The 18,352-nt window shown below is 66.1% G+C and carries 10 protein-coding genes and 1 pseudogene; 8 read left to right on the forward strand and 3 right to left on the reverse strand.

The features are described 5' to 3' along the window. Positions 1-304 precede the first annotated feature (304 nt). From ACTIGJ_RS06220 to ACTIGJ_RS06230, 3 genes are all read left to right on the forward strand, one after another. The gene (locus ACTIGJ_RS06220; protein WP_439639409.1) at positions 305-1,210 is read left to right on the forward strand and encodes a hypothetical protein; all 906 of its coding nucleotides are present in this window, start codon (positions 305-307) and stop codon (positions 1,208-1,210) included. Positions 1,211-1,266: 56 nt separating this feature from the next. Beyond that, complete coding sequence (locus ACTIGJ_RS06225) at positions 1,267-1,965, forward strand: cysteine hydrolase family protein (RefSeq protein WP_439639410.1); 699 nt, start codon at positions 1,267-1,269, stop codon at positions 1,963-1,965. A 139-nt stretch (positions 1,966-2,104) separates the two neighbouring features. Beyond that, positions 2,105-3,715: a regulator gene (locus ACTIGJ_RS06230; RefSeq protein ID WP_439639411.1), complete on the forward strand. Its 1,611-nt coding sequence runs from the start codon at positions 2,105-2,107 to the stop codon at positions 3,713-3,715. Between the two features lie 191 nt (positions 3,716-3,906). Here the strand turns inward: ACTIGJ_RS06230 and ACTIGJ_RS06235 are convergent, their stop codons facing one another. Then, on the reverse strand, positions 3,907-6,417 hold the full coding sequence (locus ACTIGJ_RS06235; protein WP_439639431.1) for a glycogen/starch/alpha-glucan phosphorylase: 2,511 nt from the start codon (positions 6,415-6,417) through the stop codon (positions 3,907-3,909). Between the two features lie 118 nt (positions 6,418-6,535). Further along, the gene (locus ACTIGJ_RS06240; protein ID WP_439639412.1) at positions 6,536-7,555 is read right to left on the reverse strand and encodes an AraC family transcriptional regulator; all 1,020 of its coding nucleotides are present in this window, start codon (positions 7,553-7,555) and stop codon (positions 6,536-6,538) included. A gap of 121 nt (positions 7,556-7,676) precedes the next feature. Between ACTIGJ_RS06240 and ACTIGJ_RS06245 the strand changes: the two genes are divergently transcribed. The 3 genes from ACTIGJ_RS06245 to ACTIGJ_RS06255 all read left to right on the forward strand — a co-directional run bounded on the left by ACTIGJ_RS06245 (position 7,677) and on the right by ACTIGJ_RS06255 (position 14,830). Continuing rightward, the gene (locus tag ACTIGJ_RS06245; protein WP_439639413.1) at positions 7,677-9,203 is read left to right on the forward strand and encodes a flavin-containing monooxygenase; all 1,527 of its coding nucleotides are present in this window, start codon (positions 7,677-7,679) and stop codon (positions 9,201-9,203) included. 587 nt (positions 9,204-9,790) lie between these two features. Then, positions 9,791-11,341 (forward strand): hypothetical protein, encoded by a 1,551-nt coding sequence (locus ACTIGJ_RS06250; RefSeq protein WP_439639414.1) that lies wholly within the window; start codon positions 9,791-9,793, stop codon positions 11,339-11,341. After that, positions 11,342-14,830, forward strand: coding sequence for an ATP-binding protein (locus tag ACTIGJ_RS06255; RefSeq protein ID WP_439639415.1), 3,489 nt, complete (start codon positions 11,342-11,344; stop codon positions 14,828-14,830). It abuts the gene before it with no gap. Positions 14,831-14,842: 12 nt separating this feature from the next. On the opposite strand, the gene ACTIGJ_RS06260 is transcribed toward ACTIGJ_RS06255, so the two are convergent. Continuing rightward, positions 14,843-15,895 carry a helix-turn-helix domain-containing protein gene (locus ACTIGJ_RS06260; RefSeq protein ID WP_439639416.1) on the reverse strand — a complete coding sequence of 351 codons (1,053 nt, stop codon included), beginning with the start codon at positions 15,893-15,895 and terminating at the stop codon, positions 14,843-14,845. Positions 15,896-16,042: 147 nt separating this feature from the next. On the opposite strand from ACTIGJ_RS06260, the gene ACTIGJ_RS06265 reads away from it, so the two are divergent. Continuing rightward, on the forward strand, positions 16,043-17,470 hold the full coding sequence (locus ACTIGJ_RS06265; protein WP_439639417.1) for a fatty acid desaturase: 1,428 nt from the start codon (positions 16,043-16,045) through the stop codon (positions 17,468-17,470). A gap of 401 nt (positions 17,471-17,871) precedes the next feature. Next, positions 17,872-18,352 (forward strand): annotated as a pseudogene (locus tag ACTIGJ_RS06270) (hypothetical protein); the annotation flags it as partial.

The raw sequence follows: 18,352 nt of genomic DNA on the forward strand, positions 1-18,352 counted from the left end.
CGCTCGTGATTCCGGCTGCCTGGTTCGGTGGCCGCGGGTCGCGTTCGCGCTCAGCGCCCCGAACCCTGGACCTCCGCCGTTGCAGAGCATCGGCGACGCGCATGGCCGCGTTCGCGCGCCGACGAGTTGGCACGCGCTTTGCTCGTATTAAATCCAAACTTGTATACAAAAAAGGATTCATAAAACGGCAAAGCGAGCTCGGTCTTGGCGCGGACAGGCGAACAGCGGATGCGGTGGGCATCCGGGACCGGGCAACGCGGCACCTTCGTCATTCACCGATTCCGGACCATCCGGGGAGCTTGCGATGCACAAGAAGTCTTGGCGACTCGCGACATTGCTGTCGGGCCTGCTGGCGCTGATGCCAGCTGCAACGCGGGCGGCCGATGCCGCGCCGGGATCGGCGATCCACGGCTTCGCCGACGTGACATTGAAGAACGACTACATCACGCCGCGCGGCCTGCTGGTCACCAACCAGGGCGTGACCACGCAGATTCTCGGCGGGCTGGTCTTCCTGACGCCGGGCGATACCTCGATCGTGGTCGGCATCTGGAACGACATCAATTCCGACGGCGCCGACTACAACCGACCGTCGAACGTCGGTGCCTGGAACGAGTTCGATTACTTTGCCGGCATCAACTGGCAGGCGACACCGAAGCTGAAAGTCGGCGCCAGCTACGTGGTGTTCCTGAGCCCGCCCGGCGTGTTCCAGACCGAACACAACATCGAGTTCAGTGCCTACTACAAGGACCCGTACTCGTTGAACCCGTACCTGAAGGTGTTCTGGGCCGTCGGCGGCGATTCCACCGTGGTGCTCGGCCGGCGCGGCGATACCTTCGACGTGGAGATTGGCGCCAATCCAAGCTACACGTTCAAGTCGATCGGCCTGACGCTGTCGGCCCCGACCTGGATCACCATCGGCCCGAAAAACTTCTGGTGCGATCCGAATTCGGGCGCTGCCCAGTTCGCGTCGACGATCACCGGCAGCAGCTGTGCCGGTTCCAACTTCGGCGTGTTCTCCACCGGCCTGAAGGCCAGCCTGCCGATCACCGCGATCGGCCCCGCTTACGGCGGCTGGTCGTTCAACACCGGCGTCCAGTACTACAACCTGCTGAACGGATCGCTGGTCGACGCCCATGCGCTGACCGTCAATTCACCAAAGGGCTACCGCCACGTCGTGGTGCCGTTCGCCGGTGTCGGCTTCGGCTTCTGAACACCGTTGGCACTGTTCCTGCCCGCCTGCACGAAGCCTACGCCAGGAGATCGCGCATGAGCCCGTCCCCGAATGCCGTCGAGATCGCTGCGGAGCCGTATCCGTTCCTGTTCGACCCGGCGGCGTGCGCGCTGCTGATCATCGACATGCAGCGGGATTTCCTGGAGCCCGGCGGCTTCGGCGAAATGCTCGGCAATGATGTGTCGCAGCTGCGGCGGACCATCGCCCCGAACCAGCGGCTGCTGGCGGCTTGGCGTGCCGCCGGCCTGACGGTGCTGCATACCCGCGAAGGCCATCGCCCGGATCTCTCCGACCTGCCGCCGTGCAAGAAGATTCGTGGCCGCGCTGCGCAGAGCATTGGCGACCGCGGCCCGATGGGCCGCATCCTGGTTCGCGGCGAAGCCGGCCACGACATCATCACCGAGCTGTATCCGCAGCCCGGCGAACCGGTGATCGACAAGCCCGGCAAGGGCGCGTTCTGGGCGACCGACCTGCACGCGATCCTGCAGCACCGGGGCATCCGGCAACTGGTGGTGACGGGCGTGACCACCGAGGTCTGCGTCAACACCACGGTGCGCGAAGCCAACGACCGCGGCTACGACTGCTTCGTGCCCGAAGACTGCGTCGGCAGCTACTTCCCAGCGTTCCAGGACTACGGTCTGCGGATGATCAAGGCGCAGGGCGGCATCTTCGGCTGGGTCGGGCACTCCAGCGCCGTGATGGCCGCCATCGAAAGCAGCACCGCAACCCCATGACGGATCGTGCTCCATCAGTCATTCCGGCGAGAGCCGGAATCCAGAGCCCGGCGACGTTCAGCGCACCGCCGCACCGAACCCGCGCTCCCATCCCTTGCAGAACCCATCCGGCCGCACGACGCAACACGAGGTGATCGACATGGCTAGCACCGCGACCCCTGCATCCGCTTCCCGCTTCAAGCCCGCGCTCTGGGTGCCGGGCGACTGGAACGCCTTCTTCGGCTTCGGCACCAATATTCTGGTCAACATGCTCACGCTCACCGCGCTGCTGCGCTACGTGCTGAAGCTGCCGGATGACCTCGTATTCGGCCGCATCCTGCCGGCCACCGGCCTGATGCTGTTCCTGTCCACGCTCTACTACGCCTGGCTCGGCTACAAGCTGGCCAAGGCGGAAGGCCGCAACACGGTCTGCGCGCTGCCGTCCGGCATCAGCGTGCCGCACATGTTCGTCGTTGTGTTCGTGATCATGCTGCCGATTGCCGGCAGCACTGGCGATCCGGTGAAAGGCTGGGAAGCCGGCCTGACCTGGGTGTTCGTGCAGAGCTTCGTGCTGATGCTGGGCGGCTACATCGCGCCCTACATCAAGAAGATCACCCCGCGCGCAGCGCTGCTCGGCGCACTGGCCGGCGTGTCGATTGCCTTCATCTCGATGCGCCCGGCGCTGGAGATGTACAGCGACCCGGTGATCGGCATCGTCTGTTTCGCGATCCTGCTGGCCAGTTGGTTCGGCGGCGTGCGCTACTTCAAGGGCCTGCCGGCCGGATTGGTGGCGATTGCCGTCGGCTCGCTGATCGCTTGGGGCGGGCTGGCGTTCGGCGTCAATTTGGGCGGAATGAGTGTCGCCAAGCTCGGCGATTCATTCGCCAGCTTCGGCTTCTCAGTGCCGCTGCCGGCCTTCGGCCACATCTTCTCCGGCTTCGAGTTTCTGGCCGTGATCCTGGTCACCGCGATTCCGTTCGGCATCTATGATCTGGTGGAAGCGATGGATAACGTCGAGTCCGCCGAAGCCGGCGGCGACAAGTTCCCGACCACGCGGGTGATCACCGCCGACGGCGTCATCAGCCTGATCGGCTGCTGCCTCGGCAATCCGTTCATCAATGCGGTCTACATCGGCCATCCGGGCTGGAAGGCGATCGGCGGCCGGCTCGGCTACTCGGCGGCGACCGGCGTCATGGTGTTGCTGCTGTCCTGGTTCGGCATCCTGGCCTTGATGAGCGCGCTGATCCCGCTGGTGGCGATCTCGCCGATCCTGCTCTACATCGGCATGCTGATCGGCGCCCAGGCGTTCCAGGAAACCCCGCGCGCCCACGCGCCGGCGGTGATCATCTCGCTGATCCCGCAGGTCGCCGGCTGGGGCAAGCTGATGATCGACAGCGCCTTGGGCGCCGCCGGCACCAATGTCGCCACCGTCGGCCTCGACAAGCTGGCCGGCACCGGCGTGCTGTACCACGGCCTGGAAATCCTCGGCAGCGGCGCCATCCTGACCAGCCTGGTGCTGGCCGGCGTGACCGCCTGCATGATCGACCGCACGTTCGCCAAGGCCGCGACGTTCGCACTGGCCGGCGCGGTGATGACCTTCTTCGGTTTCATGCATTCGGAGGCGATCGGCATCGCCCGCATGCCCGGCGTGGCGCTGGCCTACCTCGGCGTGGCGGCCCTGCTGTATGGCTGCGCCAGGTTCGGGAAGGTGTCCGCCCGTGAGCCGGAGGCGGACGACATGCATGGCGAGGCGATTGCGGCCAGCACCTGAAGTTTTTTTGAAGTGAGCATTCGGGATGAATGCATCAGGTGCTTCATCGCGATCGCCATTCCGGCGAACGCCGGAGTCTTAAGCGTGAGATGTCCCGAGAAATAGCAGGTAGGTCACAAGCCAATTGAATTCCGAAATGGAACGAAAACGCCCGCATTCGCGGGCGCTTTCGTCTCCGATGCAAGGCGAAACTACGACATAAACTCCACCCGCACATCCTCCTGCGACAGTAAAGGCACCGGCACCGCCTTCGCCCCCCAGATATCCGTGCAGTATTCGCCAATGGTCCGATCCGACGAAAACATCCCTGACCGGGCGCTGTTCAGGATCGACATGCGTGTCCAGCTGTCGCTGTTGAGGAAGGCGCTGCCGGCCCGGGTGTGAGCGTCGGAATACGACGCGAAATCGGCGAACAGGCAGTACGGATCGTGGTGGACCAGGCTGTCGACCAGCGGCCGGAACAGTTCGCCGTCGCCGCGGCTGAAGTAGCCGTGGCGGATCAGGTTGATGACTTCCTTGAGCTCGGGGTTGCGATCGGCCCATTCGGCTGGCCGGTAGCCGGATGACTTGAGGGCGGCGACTTCTGCGGCGTCCATGCCGAACAGGAAGAAGTTTTCCGCGCCCACCTGTTCACGAATCTCGATGTTGGCGCCGTCCATGGTGCCGATGGTCAGCGCGCCGTTCATCGCGAACTTCATGTTGCCGGTGCCGCTGGCTTCCTTGCCGGCCAGCGAGATCTGTTCGGATAGGTCGGCGGCGGGGTAGATGCGCTGGCCGTTGGTGACGCTGAAGTTCGGCAGGAAGGCAACGCGCAGGCGATCGCGGACGGCTGGGTCGCGGTTGACGACATCGCCGATGGATGTGATCAGCTTGATCATCAGCTTGGCCATCCGGTAGCCCGGTGCAGCCTTGCCGCCGAAGATGAAGGTGCGCGGCGTCATCTCCAGGTTCGGGCTGGATTTGAGCCGGTGATAGAGCGCGATGATGTGCAGCGCGCTCAGGTGCTGGCGCTTGTATTCGTGGATGCGCTTGACCTGGATGTCGAACATCGACGATGGGTCGACCGCGACATTGCAGCGCTTGCGGATCACATCGGCGAAGTCGCGCTTGTTGGCACGCTTGATCTCGCGCCAGCCGGCGCGGAAGGCGCTGTCATCGGCATGCATTTCCAGTTCTTTCAGCTGCGACAGGTCCTTGATCCAGCCATCGCCGATAGCGTTGCTGATGTGCTTGGTCAGCCGCGGATTGGCCAGCACGATCCAGCGTCGCGGCGTGACGCCGTTGGTCTTGTTGCTGAACTTCTCGGGCCAGAGTTCGTGGAAGTCCTTCAGCACGTCGGCCTTGAGCAGTTCGGTATGGAGGGCTGCCACACCGTTGATCGCATGGCTGCCGACGCAGGCGAGATGCGCCATGCGCACGTAACGCTCGCCGGATTCGTCGATCAGGCTCATGCGGGTGATGCGGTCGCCGTCGCCGAAGTAGCGGCTGCGCACTTCTTCGAGGAAGCGGGCGTTGATCTCGTAGATGATTTCCAGGTGACGCGGCAGCACCCGCTTGAATAGTTCCAGCGGCCAGCGTTCCAGCGCCTCGGGCAGCAGGGTGTGATTGGTGTAGCCGAAGGTCTTGCGGGTGATCTCCCAGGCCTGCGACCACGGCAGGCCGTGCTCGTCGGTCAGCAGCCGCATCAGCTCGGCGACGGCGATTGCCGGGTGGGTGTCGTTGAGCTGGGCGGTGAACTTTTCGTGGAAGCGGTCGAGTGGAATCTTCTGCGTCTTGAGAATGCGCAGCATGTCCTGAATCGAGCAGGACACGAAGAAGTACTGCTGGGCCAGTCGCAGTTCCTTGCCTTCGATGTGTTCGTCGTTCGGGTACAGCACTTTCGACAGGTTTTCCGAGATCACTTTCTGAGTGACCGCGCCCTGGTAGTCGCCTCGGTTGAAGACGTCGAAGTCGAAGGACTCCGGCGCTTCGGCCTTCCACAGCCGCAAGGTGTTGGCGGTGTTGTTCAGGAAGCCGAGGATCGGCGTGTCGTAGGGGATGCCCATCACCGTGCGGTTCGGCACCCAGCGCACGTGCAGGCGGCCGGCCTCATCCCAGCGGCTTTCGGTGTGGCCGCCAAGCTTGACCTCGGCCGCCCATTCCGGCCGGCACAGCTCCCAAGGATTGCCATAGCGCAGCCATTTGTCGGTCTTCTCGACTTGCCAGCCATCGACGATGGTCTGGTGGAAGATGCCGAACTCGTAACGGATGCCGTAGCCGATCGACGGCACTTCCAGCGTCGCCAGCGAATCGATGAAACAGGCGGCAAGCCGGCCGAGGCCACCGTTACCCAAGCCCGGCTCTTCTTCCTCGTAAAGCAGGCTGTCGAGGTTCAGGCCGAGGTCGCTCATCGCCTGGCGGGCGACGTCGAACAGGCCGAGGTTGATCAGGTTGTTGCCGAGATGCGGCCCCATCAGGAACTCGGCCGAGAAGTAGCAGACCGTGCGTGCGCCGGTCTTCTGGTACTCGTTGGCGGTGGAGATCCAGCGTTGCAGCAGGCGGTCGCGCACCGCGTAGGCGAGGGCGAGGTAGTAATCGGTCTTGGTCGCCAGCGCCGGGAACTTGCCCTGCGTATAGAACAGGTGATGCAGGAAAGCGTGCCGCAGGCGCAGCACCGGGTCGTCCGGCGTGTCGCTGAGGCGGCGGTTGAATTCCTGCGGCATGGCGTCGGGCTTGTTCACGCGGCAGCTCCAGCGGGGGAGGGAAGGTCAGCAACGGAAGCAGCAAAATTCGTGCTGATGTCGAACGGCCAGTCGCCCGACCAAGCTGCCGGTGCCGCCTTCAGCTGCGAAACGCGCTTGGCGACACGCCTTTCCAGCGCTTGAAGGCATGCGTGAAGCTGGCTCGTTCGGCGTAGCCCAGCCGTTCGGCGACTTCGTCCATCTTCATTCGCGCGGTGGACAGCAGTTCCTCGGCCAGCGCCTGCCGCACTTCGTCGGCCAGCGCACGGTAGGAGGTGCCTTCGGCGGTCAGCAGGCGGCGCAGGTGGCGCGAGGTCATCCGCAGTTCGGCGGCGATGGCATCCATGTCCGGCATCTGGCCGGGATTCTTCAGCAGCCGGTCGCGGACCCGCCCGGCCACGCCCGCCCGGCCGCGACGCCGCGCCAGCAGCGCCCGGCACTGCTCCTCGCAGGATTGGCGCATCAGCTCGTTGGCCTGCGGCAGCGGTTCGGCAAACAGCTGCAGATCGAATTCCAGATGGCTGCGCGGGCTGTTGAAGGCCGGCATGCAGCCGAACATCGCCTGCAGCTGCGGACCCAGGCCGGCGGTTTCCGGGAAGCGCAGCTGCACGCTGCAGGGCAGCACCGGCGCGGCCAGCAGCTCGCGGTTCAGGGTCATGATCGCCGCCATGTCGCGCAGCACCACGAACTGCGACAGCTTCGGCGGCGCGTTGCGCTCGTCGATCACCAGGCAGGCGGTGCTGGCGCCGTGATCGAGCCAGACCCGGTTGACGCTGTAGGTCAGATCCAGATAGCGCAGGCCGACGTTCACGGCGCTGCCGAGCGTGGCGCTGGACGCCATCGCGAAGCCCCAGATGCCCATCGTCGTCAGGTGGTAGCGGGCGCCGGCCTTCAGCGCCAGCTCGACATCGCTGACGCCGCGCGCGCCGAGGGCTTCGATCAGGTTGGCGATCACCCGGAATTCCTGCACGGCGTCGATCTCGGCATTCGGGTCGTCGAGCAGCGCCGGGGCGATCGCCGTGCCGCGCAGGCAGACGGCGCGGTCGAGCGCGTATTCGTCGGCAAGGCCGCAGAGCAGCCGGGTGCTGGCAATGCCGCGGCGGACGTGGGGATCGGACATCGGCGGAATCGGTCGGGCGATGTCCGAAATTATCACGCACCGGTCCGCCACGACCATCCCGCTACGGCCCGCCTGCACCTACAGTGCTGACGGTCGATTTCACCTTTCCCGGAGCACTCGCATGGTTCAAGCCGCCTCAAAGCCCGTCAGCGTCGCCATCATCGGTACCGGGTTCGGAGGGCTGGGGCAGGCCGTGTACCTGAAAAAGGCCGGCATCGAATCGTTCACGATCTACGAGAAGGGCGACGAGGTGGGCGGCACCTGGCGCGAGAACACCTACCCGGGCGCGGCCTGCGATGTCCCCTCGCATCTGTACTCCTACGCGTTCGAACCGCATTACCCCTGGGCCTATCGCTACGGCAAGCAGTCGGAAATCCTCGGTTATCTGAAGCACGTGGCCGGCAAGTACGGCCTGCGCAAGCACATCCGCTTCGGCAAGCAGCTGACCGATGCCCGGTTCGACGAACCGCGCGGCGTCTGGACGCTGCACTTCGCCGATGGCTCGACGGCGGAAGCCAACGTGCTGGTGTCGTCGGTCGGCCAGCTGCACCAGCCGCAGATCCCGAGCATCAAGGGGGCAGAGTCGTTCGCCGGCACCGCGTTCCATTCGGCGCGCTGGCGCCACGATCTCGACTTCCGCGGCAAGCGCGTCGCGGTGATCGGCACCGGGCCGAGTGCGGTGCAGTTCGTGCCGGCGATCCAGCCAATCGTCGGCCACATGGATGTCTACCAGCGCTCGCCGGGCTGGACGGTGCCGAAGGTCGACCGCCAGTTCAGCAAGTTCGAACGCTGGCTGCTCGACACGGTGCCGGCGCTGCACACGCTCGACCGGAATCGCATCTTCTGGTGGTTCGAATTCCTCGGCTCCGCGCTGCAGCGGCAGTCGCCGTTCAATGGTGTGGCCACCGCGATCTTCCGTAACGCGGCGCGGCTGCTGATGAACATCCAGGTCAAGGACCCGGCGATGCGCGCCAAGCTGACGCCGAACTACGCGATCGGCTGCAAGCGCGTGCTGCTGTCCAACGAATGGTTGCCGGCGCTGACCGCGAAGAACGTCGATCTGGTCACCGACGGCATCCGCGAGATCGTGCCGGAAGGCATCGTCGCCAACGACGGCAGCCTGCGGCCGGTCGACACCATCATCTACGGTACCGGCTTCGAAGCCACCGGCTTCCTGGCACCCATGACCATCACCGGCCGTGGTGGCCAGACGCTGAACCAGCGCTGGCAGGACGGCGCCGAAGCCTACATGGGCATGACCGTCTCGGGCTTTCCGAACCTGTTCATCCTCTACGGCCCGAACACCAACCTCGGCGCCGGCTCGATCATCTACATGCTCGAAGCGCAGGCGAAGTACGTCACCCAGGCCGTACAGACCCTGCAGCAGCGGCGGCTGCGCTGGCTGGATGTGAAGGAAGGCGTGATCTCCGCCTACAACCTGATGCTGCGTCGGCGCAGCAAGGAAGATTCGGTCTACGAGACCGGCTGCCAGAGCTGGTACATCACCGCCGATGGCAAGAACACGGTGAGTTGGGTCGGCTACATGAACGAGTACGCCAAGCAGGTGGCGATGCTCAACCTCGAAGACTTCGAGACGATGGCGGCGGCAACTGCGATCGAGGTGGAGCCGGAAGCTGCGGCGGCCTGATCGGGCGAGATGGCGTGAAAGATGGACCCGTCAAGGTGCACTCAGTGCGCGGTGGCGGGATTCAGAGGCGAGTCTCGATTCGTTACTCGGCGCCGTCGGCGCTGACGGGTAGAAGTCCATCCCCGACGAAAGTGCCTTAGGCGTCCATGCGTCGGTGACCGCCCACGTCGTGCTCGCGGTGGGCTATCGCCTGTTCCGTACGCGCCAGCAAACGCATCCCCATCCTCCATCTGATGCGGTCTCTGAAAAGCGAGGACGGTTCACCACGCTGAAGTAGCCAAGCCGACGTCGTGGCTCTCGGTCTCGACGTGTCGGGCGCGGTCAAGAATCGTCTTTTGCTGGGCGGCCAATGGCGGTCGCGCCCAAGCATGTCGGTGCTGCTGACAAGCCCCCTGAACGCGATCAGTGATTTCCGACATGATTGCTGTCAGCGACTTCTCATTAGCGTCCACGCGCCGCAGGCGCTTCGGTTCGGGGGAACCATGACGACGGGCCATCCTTTCCCAGCGCACGCTTTTCCGCTGCCGCGCAGCGCGTTTCGCTACGGCCGTACCGGACCCTGGCCGCAGCCGGCGGCGGACCAGCCGATGTTCATGGCTGCCGAGGTCATGCACCTGCCGAAAGCCGAACAGAAGCACTGGGACTGGACGGTGCGCCTCAACTATTTGAAGGCGATGCTGACCAAGACGCCGCTGGCGCTCTACAACTGGTTCATCCACGGCCGGATCGATCATCTGTCCGACCTCGAATGCGCCTGGATGCTGACCACCACCTGCTACGCGAAGTACCTGCGGCGACGCACGGCGGCGGATCTGGCCGGCAGCGATTTCGCCGCCCACCTCGGGCCGCTGGACCCGGAGCGCGAGTACCTGATTTCCGATTTCACGACGATGCAGGACCTGACGCCGTATCCGGGCATGTTCGTCGCGCCGACCGTCGTGCTGTACAGCCGCGCGAAGTCGGCCAAGGACTACCAGCTGCTGGCGATCTCGATCGGCCATCTGCAGGGCGAGCACTGGCAGCATCTGGTGATGACGCCGGCCGATGGCCCCGCCTGGACGCTGTCGAAGTACTACGCGGTGCAGGGCGCAGCGCACATGACCTCGCTGTCCGGCCATCCGGCCACGCACTTTCCGTACGACACGGTCAATGCGATCACGGTCAGTGCCATTCCCACTGCGCATACGCTGTTCAAGCTGCTGGCGCCGCATCTGGAACTGCATCTGGCGGTCGATCACGCGGTGCTCGAAGGCGGCGATTCCATCGTCAGCGAGCGTCACGGCGAGTTCTATGCGCCCTACGTCTGCGACGGCACCAACATCCGCCAGCTGGTGCCGACCGGCTACATCGGCTATCCGAATCCATTGTCGAAGTACCAGCCGTCGGACACGCCGGGCCCCAACTACCTGCCGTGGCGCTACCCGAAGGCGGCGCCGTCGATCCCGACCGATTACGGCCGCTTCCTGGCCGAGTACTACGAGACCGTGCGCGGCTACGTGCGCGAGGTCATCGCGCCGCTCGCGCAGGACGACGATGGCCCTGTCGAGCCGCTGGTGCAGGCCAGCGTCAAGGACAAGGCCACGCGCGATGTGCTGGCGGCCGGGCCGGCCGGCGCCCGCCTGCAGCGCGAGGAAGAGCGCTTCTACATCCGCCGCTGGGCGCACTACATCGCCCAAATCCTGCCGGGCTTCCCGGACGAGGACGCGATCCTGGCCCCTGGTGCGTCCGGCGATCCGTACCCGAACCTGGTCGCCGCGCTGACCACCTACATCTGGGACGTCGGCATCGCCCACGGGCTGGAGCACAACGCCTACTACAAGCTCGGGCCGCACCGCACCGGCTTCCGCGTGCGGATTCCGCCGCCGGCCGGGCGCGACATCCCGGCCTTCCGGCGCCGCGACGTGCTGCACGGCTGGGACATGTTCAAGTCGACGCTGGCGTTCGAGATGTTCTTCCGGCCGCACATCGTCACCCACCTGCTGGATGCCGATTATCCGTTCGACGACCCGGCGCGGCAGGCCGCTGCGGCCCGCTTCAAGCAGGCGCTGCGGGCCACCGAGCAGCGGCTGGCGGAGCAGGGCGTCAACCTGGACCAGTACGCCCGCCTCGATGAACTTGCCAGCAGCATCCAGTACTGAATGAGCACCTCGACCGACGAATTCAGCGCGCTGCTGGCCCGGGTGTCGGCGGCGCTGGAAGCCGAGCAGCGCATCTCCTATCGCGGGCTCAAGCGTCGGTTCGCGCTGAGCGATGACGACATCGATGACCTCAAGGACGAGCTGATCCACGCCCGTCGCGTCGCCGAGGACGAGAACGGCATCGTGTTGGTCTGGCGTCAGCCGGGGGCTGCCGCCAGCGCGCCGGCCCCGGCCGTTGCTGTGCCGGCTGCCGACGCCGCCCGCGCCGTGCCGCCGCTCGCCGGCCGGCCGCCGGCCTACACGCCGCGTCATCTGGCCGACAAGATCCTGTCGATGCGTTCGGCGATCGAGGGCGAGAAGAAGCAGGTCACCGTGCTTTTCTGCGATACCGCGAACTCCACCGTGCTCGCCGAGCGGCTCGGGCCGGAGGGCTTTCACGAGACGATGAACGCCTTCTTCGCTGGCCTGACCGAAGCCGTGCACCGGCTGGAAGGCACGGTCAACCAGTTCACCGGCGATGGCGCGATCGCGCTGTTCGGCGCGCCGCTGGCGCACGAGGACCACGCCTATCGCGCCTGCATGGCCGCGCTGCGGCTGCGCGACGCCACCGCCACGCTCGATGCGCGGCTGCAGGCTGAATACGGGCTGCGCTTCAGCATCCGCATCGGGCTCAATTCCGGCGAGGTGGTGGTCGGCACCATCGGCGACGACCTGCGCATGGATTACACGGCGCAGGGCCATGTCGTGGCGATCGCCGCGCGGCTGGAAGCGCAGGCGACCGGCGACCGCATCCTGATGTCCGAGCACTGCCACCGGCAGGTGCGCGGCATGTGCGAGGTGCGCTCGATCGGCAGCCCGCCGCTGAAGGGCGTGTCGGAGCCGATCGAAGTGTTCGAACTGCTGTCGGCGCGGCCAAGCGCCAACCGCTTCGACATGTCGCGCTCGCGTGGCCTGACCCGCTTCGTCGGCCGCGAGGCCGATCTTGCCGTGCTCGAATCGGCGCTGGCCCGGGCCCGCAAGGGGCACGGCGCGGTGTTGGGCGTGGTGGCCGAGGCCGGCACCGGCAAGAGCCGCCTGTTCCACGAATTCATCGCCTCCTGCCGGGCGCGCGGCATGACGGTGCACGTCGGCCGGGCGCTGTCGCACGGCGCCAACATGCCCTATCTGCCGATGCTGCAGGTGTTCCGCAGCTACTACGGCATCGAGGAACTGGAAGACCCGGCCAGCGCCCGCGACAAGATCGCCGGCAAGCTGATGCGCGTCGGGCCCGAGTTCATCGACTACGCGCCGCTGGTCGCCGAACTGCTTGGCGTCGCCGATGCCGCGCAGCCGCCGGTGCAGATCGACCCCGATGCCAAGCAGCGCCGGCTGTTCGAGCTGCTGCGCCGGCTGATCCAGGGCGCCGATCCGATGTCGGGCTCGGTGATCACCTGCTTCGAGGACCTGCACTGGATGGACCCGGCCAGTGAACGTTTCCTCGAGGAATGGATCGAGGCGCAGGCGGGCGGCAACCAGCTGCTTTTGCTGAACTTCCGCCCGGGCTACCAGGCGGAGTGGATGAAGAAGTCCTACTACCAGCAGATCTCGCTGGCGCCGCTGGCATCGGACGCCGTCAGCGCCATGCTGTCGGACCTGATCGGCGACGACCCGACCACGGCTGGTCTTGCCGACGACATCTTCCGGCGCAGCGGCGGCAATCCGTTCTTCTGCGAGGAGATCGTCCAGTCGCTGCGCGAATCCGGCGATCTGGTGATGGCGCCGGCGCGCATCCAGCTGCGCCAGCCGCTGAGCGCGCTGCGCATTCCGGCGTCGGTGCAGTCGATCCTCGCTGCCCGTATCGATCGCCTGCCGGACGCCGAGAAATCGCTGCTGCAGATCGCGGCGGTGATCGGGCGCGAGTTCGCGCCGGCGTTGGTCCGCCATGTGATGGACCTGGCGCCGGCGGTGTTCGACCGGCTGATCGAGCGCCTGCGCGACGGCGAATTCATCCACGGCACCCACGAAGGCAACCGTTCGGCGCTGACCTTCAAGCACGCGCTGACGCAGGAAGTGGCGATCAATTCCCAGCTGCGCGACAAGCGTCGGCTGACCCACATGATGGTGGCGCAGGGCATCGAAAGCCTGCATGCCGACCGGCTCGGCGACATGGCCAGCCTGCGCGCCTGGCACTGGCAGCAGGCGGGCGAGGCGCTGAAGGCGGCGCTGGCCTACGGCGAGGCGGCGGTGCAGATCCGCAGCGGCAACCGCATCCAGCAGCTCGACTACATCCGCAAGGCGCTGGAGCTGAGCGCCGCGCTGCCGTCCAGTCCGCCACGCCAGCAGCTGCGGCTGCAATGCCTGGTCGAGCTGATCGTCGGCGGGGCCTGGCGCTTCAGCATGACCGACGGCGAACTCGAGGTGCTCTGCAACGAGGCGCGCGAACTGGCCGAGGCCTTCGGAATGAAGGAGCTGGCGCTGATGATCCGCGCCGGCCGCGCCGCCGCCTCGGGGATGATGGCCGGCGACATCCAGGCCTGGCGGCAGGCGATCGAAACCCTGGCCGGCCAGTGCGCCGAGGCGCCGCCGGAAGTCAGCGGCACCATCATCGGCCAGTACTCGTACGCGCTGTACGCCAGCGGCCGCCTGCGCGAAGGCCTGGCCTTCGCCCGCCAGAGCGAGGCGATGTGCAACGACGACCCGCGCTTCGGCCTGGCCATGGGCTACAGCGTGCTCGGCGCGATGCAGAACTGCCTCGGCCTGCTCTACACCAGCCTCGGCCAGCTCGACGAGGCCCGTGCGATCTACAGCCGGGCGCTGGCGATGCTGCCGCCGGCCGGCATCATCGAAGAGCTGCTGTGGAACCAGGCCAACCAATCGGAATCGGAGCTGCCGCGCGGGCTGCCGGCCGATGATCCGCAGGTGATGCGTTCGGTGGCGCTGTCGTCGATCGCCGTCGAGCGCGCCGATCAGGTGGCCAGCGACTTCACTCGCGGCGTCGCCAAGCGGGCCTGGCTGGTGGCGCTGCTGATGCAGCAGCGCCACGAGGAGGCGGTGCAGGCGGCGATCGACTGCCTCGATCACCTGCGCACGCGCCGTGCGCATCTGGAAGTCGAGGCCCGCTGCCTGGCCTATTTCGCCGATGCGCTGCGCGGCGTCGGCCGTCACGCCGAAGCGCGGGTGGCGGCGCTGGAAGCGGTCCAGTGCAGCCGCGAACGCGGCGCGCGCTACTTCGAAAGCTGCGCGTTGCTGTGCCTCGGCCGTTGCGAGATCGCCGAGCCGGCCGCCGGGCGCGAGGCCGCGGCGCGCACGGCTTTCGAGCAGGCGCTGGCGATTGCCCGAGATATCGGGGCCGCAGCGCTGGAGCCGCAGATCATCGAGGCGCTGGCCGACCAGCAGGCGCGGCTCGGTGATGCCGGGGCCGCGCGGGCCGGGCGGCTGGCGGCGCTGGACGGCTATCGCGCCGTCAACGCCAGCGGTCACGCCGCGCGGCTGGCGGCGGCGCTGGGCTGAGCGGCCCGCTCGCTAGCCCGGCCGGCCCGCAGCGGTCGGTGTTGCCTGGCGCTGGCCGTCGGTGGTCCGGCTCGGGCAGCCGCCGGTGGCGCGCCGGAACGCCCGGGTGAAGTTGGAGGCGTCGGTGTAGCCCAGTTCCAGCGCCACCGTGGTCACCGGCAACCCCTGCGCGAGCAGCGCCTGCGCCCGTTCGACCACGACTTCCGCCGCCAGCTGGCGGAAGCCGGTGCCCTCGGCCTTCAGATGGCGGTCGAGCGTGCGCGACGACAGGTTCAGCGTGTGCGCCAGATCGTCCAGCGACGGCAGGCCGCCGTTGGCTTCGCGCATCATCATTCGCACCCAGCCGGCCACCTGGCCGCTGGCAATGACACGGCGAAACGTCGCTTCGCAGCGCGATTCAGCGACTTTCAGTGCCCCGGCATCCGCCAGCGACAGCGGTGCGTCGACCAATGCGATCGGAAAGCGAACGCGCAAGCCGGCCATGTCGCCGACGCCGAAGCGGCAGCGTGCATGTCGCAGTTCGGCATAGCGTTCGCGATGCGGCAGATCGAGGGCGATATCGAGGTCATAACGCGGCATACGCTCGCCGAGCAGCTCGCCGACCACGGCATCGACTGCTGTCGCGATGGCGTCGGTATGGAACACCAGACACTCATGACTCATCGGCAGCGCCGGGACCAACAGCAGCACGCCGTGCTGGGCGTCGCGGCGGAATTGCACTCGGAAGGTCGGCGTCAGCATCGAGAAATAGCGCGACAGCATCTGTAGCGAATGGCCTAGCGTCGGGCTGGCCAGCAGGCCGTAGCCGAGGATCAGGTGTGAAGTCAGGCGCAGGCGCACGCCAAGATCGAAGCCCCAGTCTTGCCTGCCGGTCTGGTCGACCAGTCGCTGGATCAGAGTGTCGGCATGCGAGAGAGGAATCATCGCCTCGGGGTTCTGCAGCCTGGCAGCGTCAAGATTGAGGCCATCGACCAAGGTGTCGATCCGCACCCGTTGCGCTTGCAGCAGTTCCAGCAGCCTGCCGAAGTAGCGGACGGGGAGTTCGCGGTCGCCTTGCGTTGCCATCAGCCTCTCTCTCTTTCAGTTGCTGCTCGATCCCCGTGTACTGTCGGAAAATGACTGTGTTCTGTCAAGAAATGACCGGTCAAAGCGGGGGGCGAGCGGCAAAGTGTTGGCATAACAAAAAGCAGTACTGCAACGGGGAGGCAGGTCATGGCAAGCATCGCAAACCCCTCGCAATCGACGGCGAGCTGGCGTGATGGCAAGCGTTACTGGTGGCTGATGAGCCCGGCGCTGCCGATGTTGGTGCTGCTCGGGCTGGCAGCTATGCCGTTCGTCGAGGACGCGGTGCAGGTCACCCTGCTGTGCTGGGTAGGCTTCCTGCTGCTCTATGTTATTGCTCCGGCACTCGACTATTTTATCGGCACCGATCCGGTCAATGCGCCAGAATCGGCGGTGACCGCGCTCGAGCAGGACGCTTGGTACCGCAACATCGTATTCGCCTATGTGCCGGCCCAGTATGCGGTCACGGTGCTGGGCGTCTGGGCGGTGATGACTCTGGATCTGGCTTGGTACCAGATGCTCGGCGTGCTGCTGTCGACCGGTGTCATCAACGGCGTCGGCATCAACACCGCGCATGAACTCGGCCACAAGACCAACAGTCTCGAACGCTGGATGGCCAAGCTGACCTTGGCGCCGGTCGCTTACGGTCACTTCTACATCGAGCACAACAAGGGCCATCACAAGCACGTCGCCACCCCCGGCGATCCGGCCAGTTCCGCGATGGGCCAGACGCTGTACCAATTTCTGCCGCGCACGTTCGGCGGTAGCCTGAAGTCGGCCTGGAAGATCGAGGCCGAGCGCCTGAATCGCCTCGGTAAGCCGGTCTGGTCGCTGGGCAACGAGAACCTGCAAGCCTGGGGCATGACCGTGCTGCTGTTCGGCGGCTTGACCGCCTGGCTGGGCTGGCCGGCGCTGCTGTTCCTCGTCGTGCAGGCGTTCTACGGCGCTTCGCTGCTGGAAGTCGTCAACTATCTGGAGCATTACGGCCTGGCCCGGCAAAAGCTCGCCGATGGCCGCTACGAGCGCTGCCAGCCGAAGCATTCATGGAACTCCAACCATGTGGTCACCAACCTGCTGCTGTACCAGCTGCAGCGGCATTCCGATCACCACGCCAATCCGACCCGCCGCTTCCAGGCGCTGCGCCACTTCGAGGACAGCCCGCAGCTGCCGTCCGGTTATGCGTCGATGATCCTGGCGGCGTATTTCCCGCCGATCTTCTTCGCGCTGATGGATCGCCGGGTCGCCGAGCACCACGGCTATGACCTGACCAAGGCCCGCGTTGCTCCGCGTGCCCGGGAACGGCTGATGCGCCGCTGGCACCGCCCGACTGGCCCGGTCGCCGCGAAAGAAACGCTGACCGCTGCGGATCTCGCCGCACTCGAAGCGCGCCGCCTTGCGGCTGCCCAGGCGGCGGGTATCGGTTACCAGTGCCCGAACTGCCACTACGTGTATGTCGAAGCGCGGGGCTGCCCGAATGAAGGCTGGCCGGCCGGAACGCTGTGGTCGCAGCTGCCGGCGGAATGGACCTGCCCGCAGTGCGCGGTGCGCGAAAAGCCGGATTTCGCTCGCGTCGGCTGAAGCCGCCGGTGCTGCGGCCGGGCGCGTGATCGACAAGGTCGCGTGCCCGGTTGCCGTCACGGGGTGAACCACGTCACCATACGCATACGCACGGTCGGTTCGCGGCGGGCTGGGCAAGGGCAGTCGGGATGTCCGGAATTGTCACCATAAAGTCCGATGATGGCGGATCAATCGACACAAGCCGCAGCGTATATTGGCCGCCCCGGACGGGCTGGAGGACAGCCGGGCCTGTCCGTGCGGCGAGGTTTCAAGGCGGGCAGCAACCGTGCGACGAAGGCAGTTCGCCGCCGTGACTGACCGTTGATTCAATAATTTTTCGTACCCGCCCGCCGCCGGACCGAGGCGGGCGTTTCCTGCGCAGTCCGAGCGCTGCCTGAACCGTCACCCGCGAGAACCACTCGATGCATTCAGAACCACAGGGCAAGTTTTCGAAGCTGTTCGTCCGGGTCACCGAGCCGATCGTGTTCGGCAACCGGCCGCGCACCTTGGTGGTGCTGGCGCTGGTGACGCTGTTCATGGTCTGGGAGGCGCTGCACCTCAAGATCGACTCCGGTTTCGAGAAGCAGCTGCCGCTGGGGCATCCGTACATCCAGATCTTCAAGCAGTACGAGAAGGAATTCGGCGGCGCCAATCTGGTGCTGTTCGCGGTCACCGAAAAGAAAGAGAAGGACATCTACAACCCGTCGTTCATGGCCACCTTGCGGGCCGCGACCGACTCGGTGACCTTCCTGCCGGGCACCGACCGCGCCCGCGTCAGCTCGATCTACACGCCGGACGTCCGCTACCTCGAAGTGGTCGAGGAAGGCTTCGCCGGCGGCAACGTGATCTCGGCGGACTTCACGCCGACGCCGGAGAACCTCGAGAAGGTCAAGGCCAACGTGT

The sequence above is a fragment of the Nevskia sp. genome (assembly GCF_051860985.1).
Classification (GTDB): Bacteria; Pseudomonadota; Gammaproteobacteria; order Nevskiales; family Nevskiaceae; genus Nevskia.

Bases quoted from the DNA above. Each gene is read 5' to 3' on its own strand.
- ACTIGJ_RS06220 (WP_439639409.1), top strand. From the start codon at position 305: ATGCACAAGAAGTCTTGGCGACTCGCGACATTGCTGTCGGGCCTGCTG.
- ACTIGJ_RS06225 (WP_439639410.1), top strand. From the start codon at position 1,267: ATGAGCCCGTCCCCGAATGCCGTCGAGATCGCTGCGGAGCCGTATCCG.
- ACTIGJ_RS06230 (WP_439639411.1), top strand. From the start codon at position 2,105: ATGGCTAGCACCGCGACCCCTGCATCCGCTTCCCGCTTCAAGCCCGCG.
- ACTIGJ_RS06235 (WP_439639431.1), bottom strand. From the start codon at position 6,417: ATGCCGCAGGAATTCAACCGCCGCCTCAGCGACACGCCGGACGACCCG.
- ACTIGJ_RS06240 (WP_439639412.1), bottom strand. From the start codon at position 7,555: ATGTCCGATCCCCACGTCCGCCGCGGCATTGCCAGCACCCGGCTGCTC.
- ACTIGJ_RS06245 (WP_439639413.1), top strand. From the start codon at position 7,677: ATGGTTCAAGCCGCCTCAAAGCCCGTCAGCGTCGCCATCATCGGTACC.
- ACTIGJ_RS06250 (WP_439639414.1), top strand. From the start codon at position 9,791: ATGTTCATGGCTGCCGAGGTCATGCACCTGCCGAAAGCCGAACAGAAG.
- ACTIGJ_RS06255 (WP_439639415.1), top strand. From the start codon at position 11,342: ATGAGCACCTCGACCGACGAATTCAGCGCGCTGCTGGCCCGGGTGTCG.
- ACTIGJ_RS06260 (WP_439639416.1), bottom strand. From the start codon at position 15,895: ATGGCAACGCAAGGCGACCGCGAACTCCCCGTCCGCTACTTCGGCAGG.
- ACTIGJ_RS06265 (WP_439639417.1), top strand. From the start codon at position 16,043: ATGGCAAGCATCGCAAACCCCTCGCAATCGACGGCGAGCTGGCGTGAT.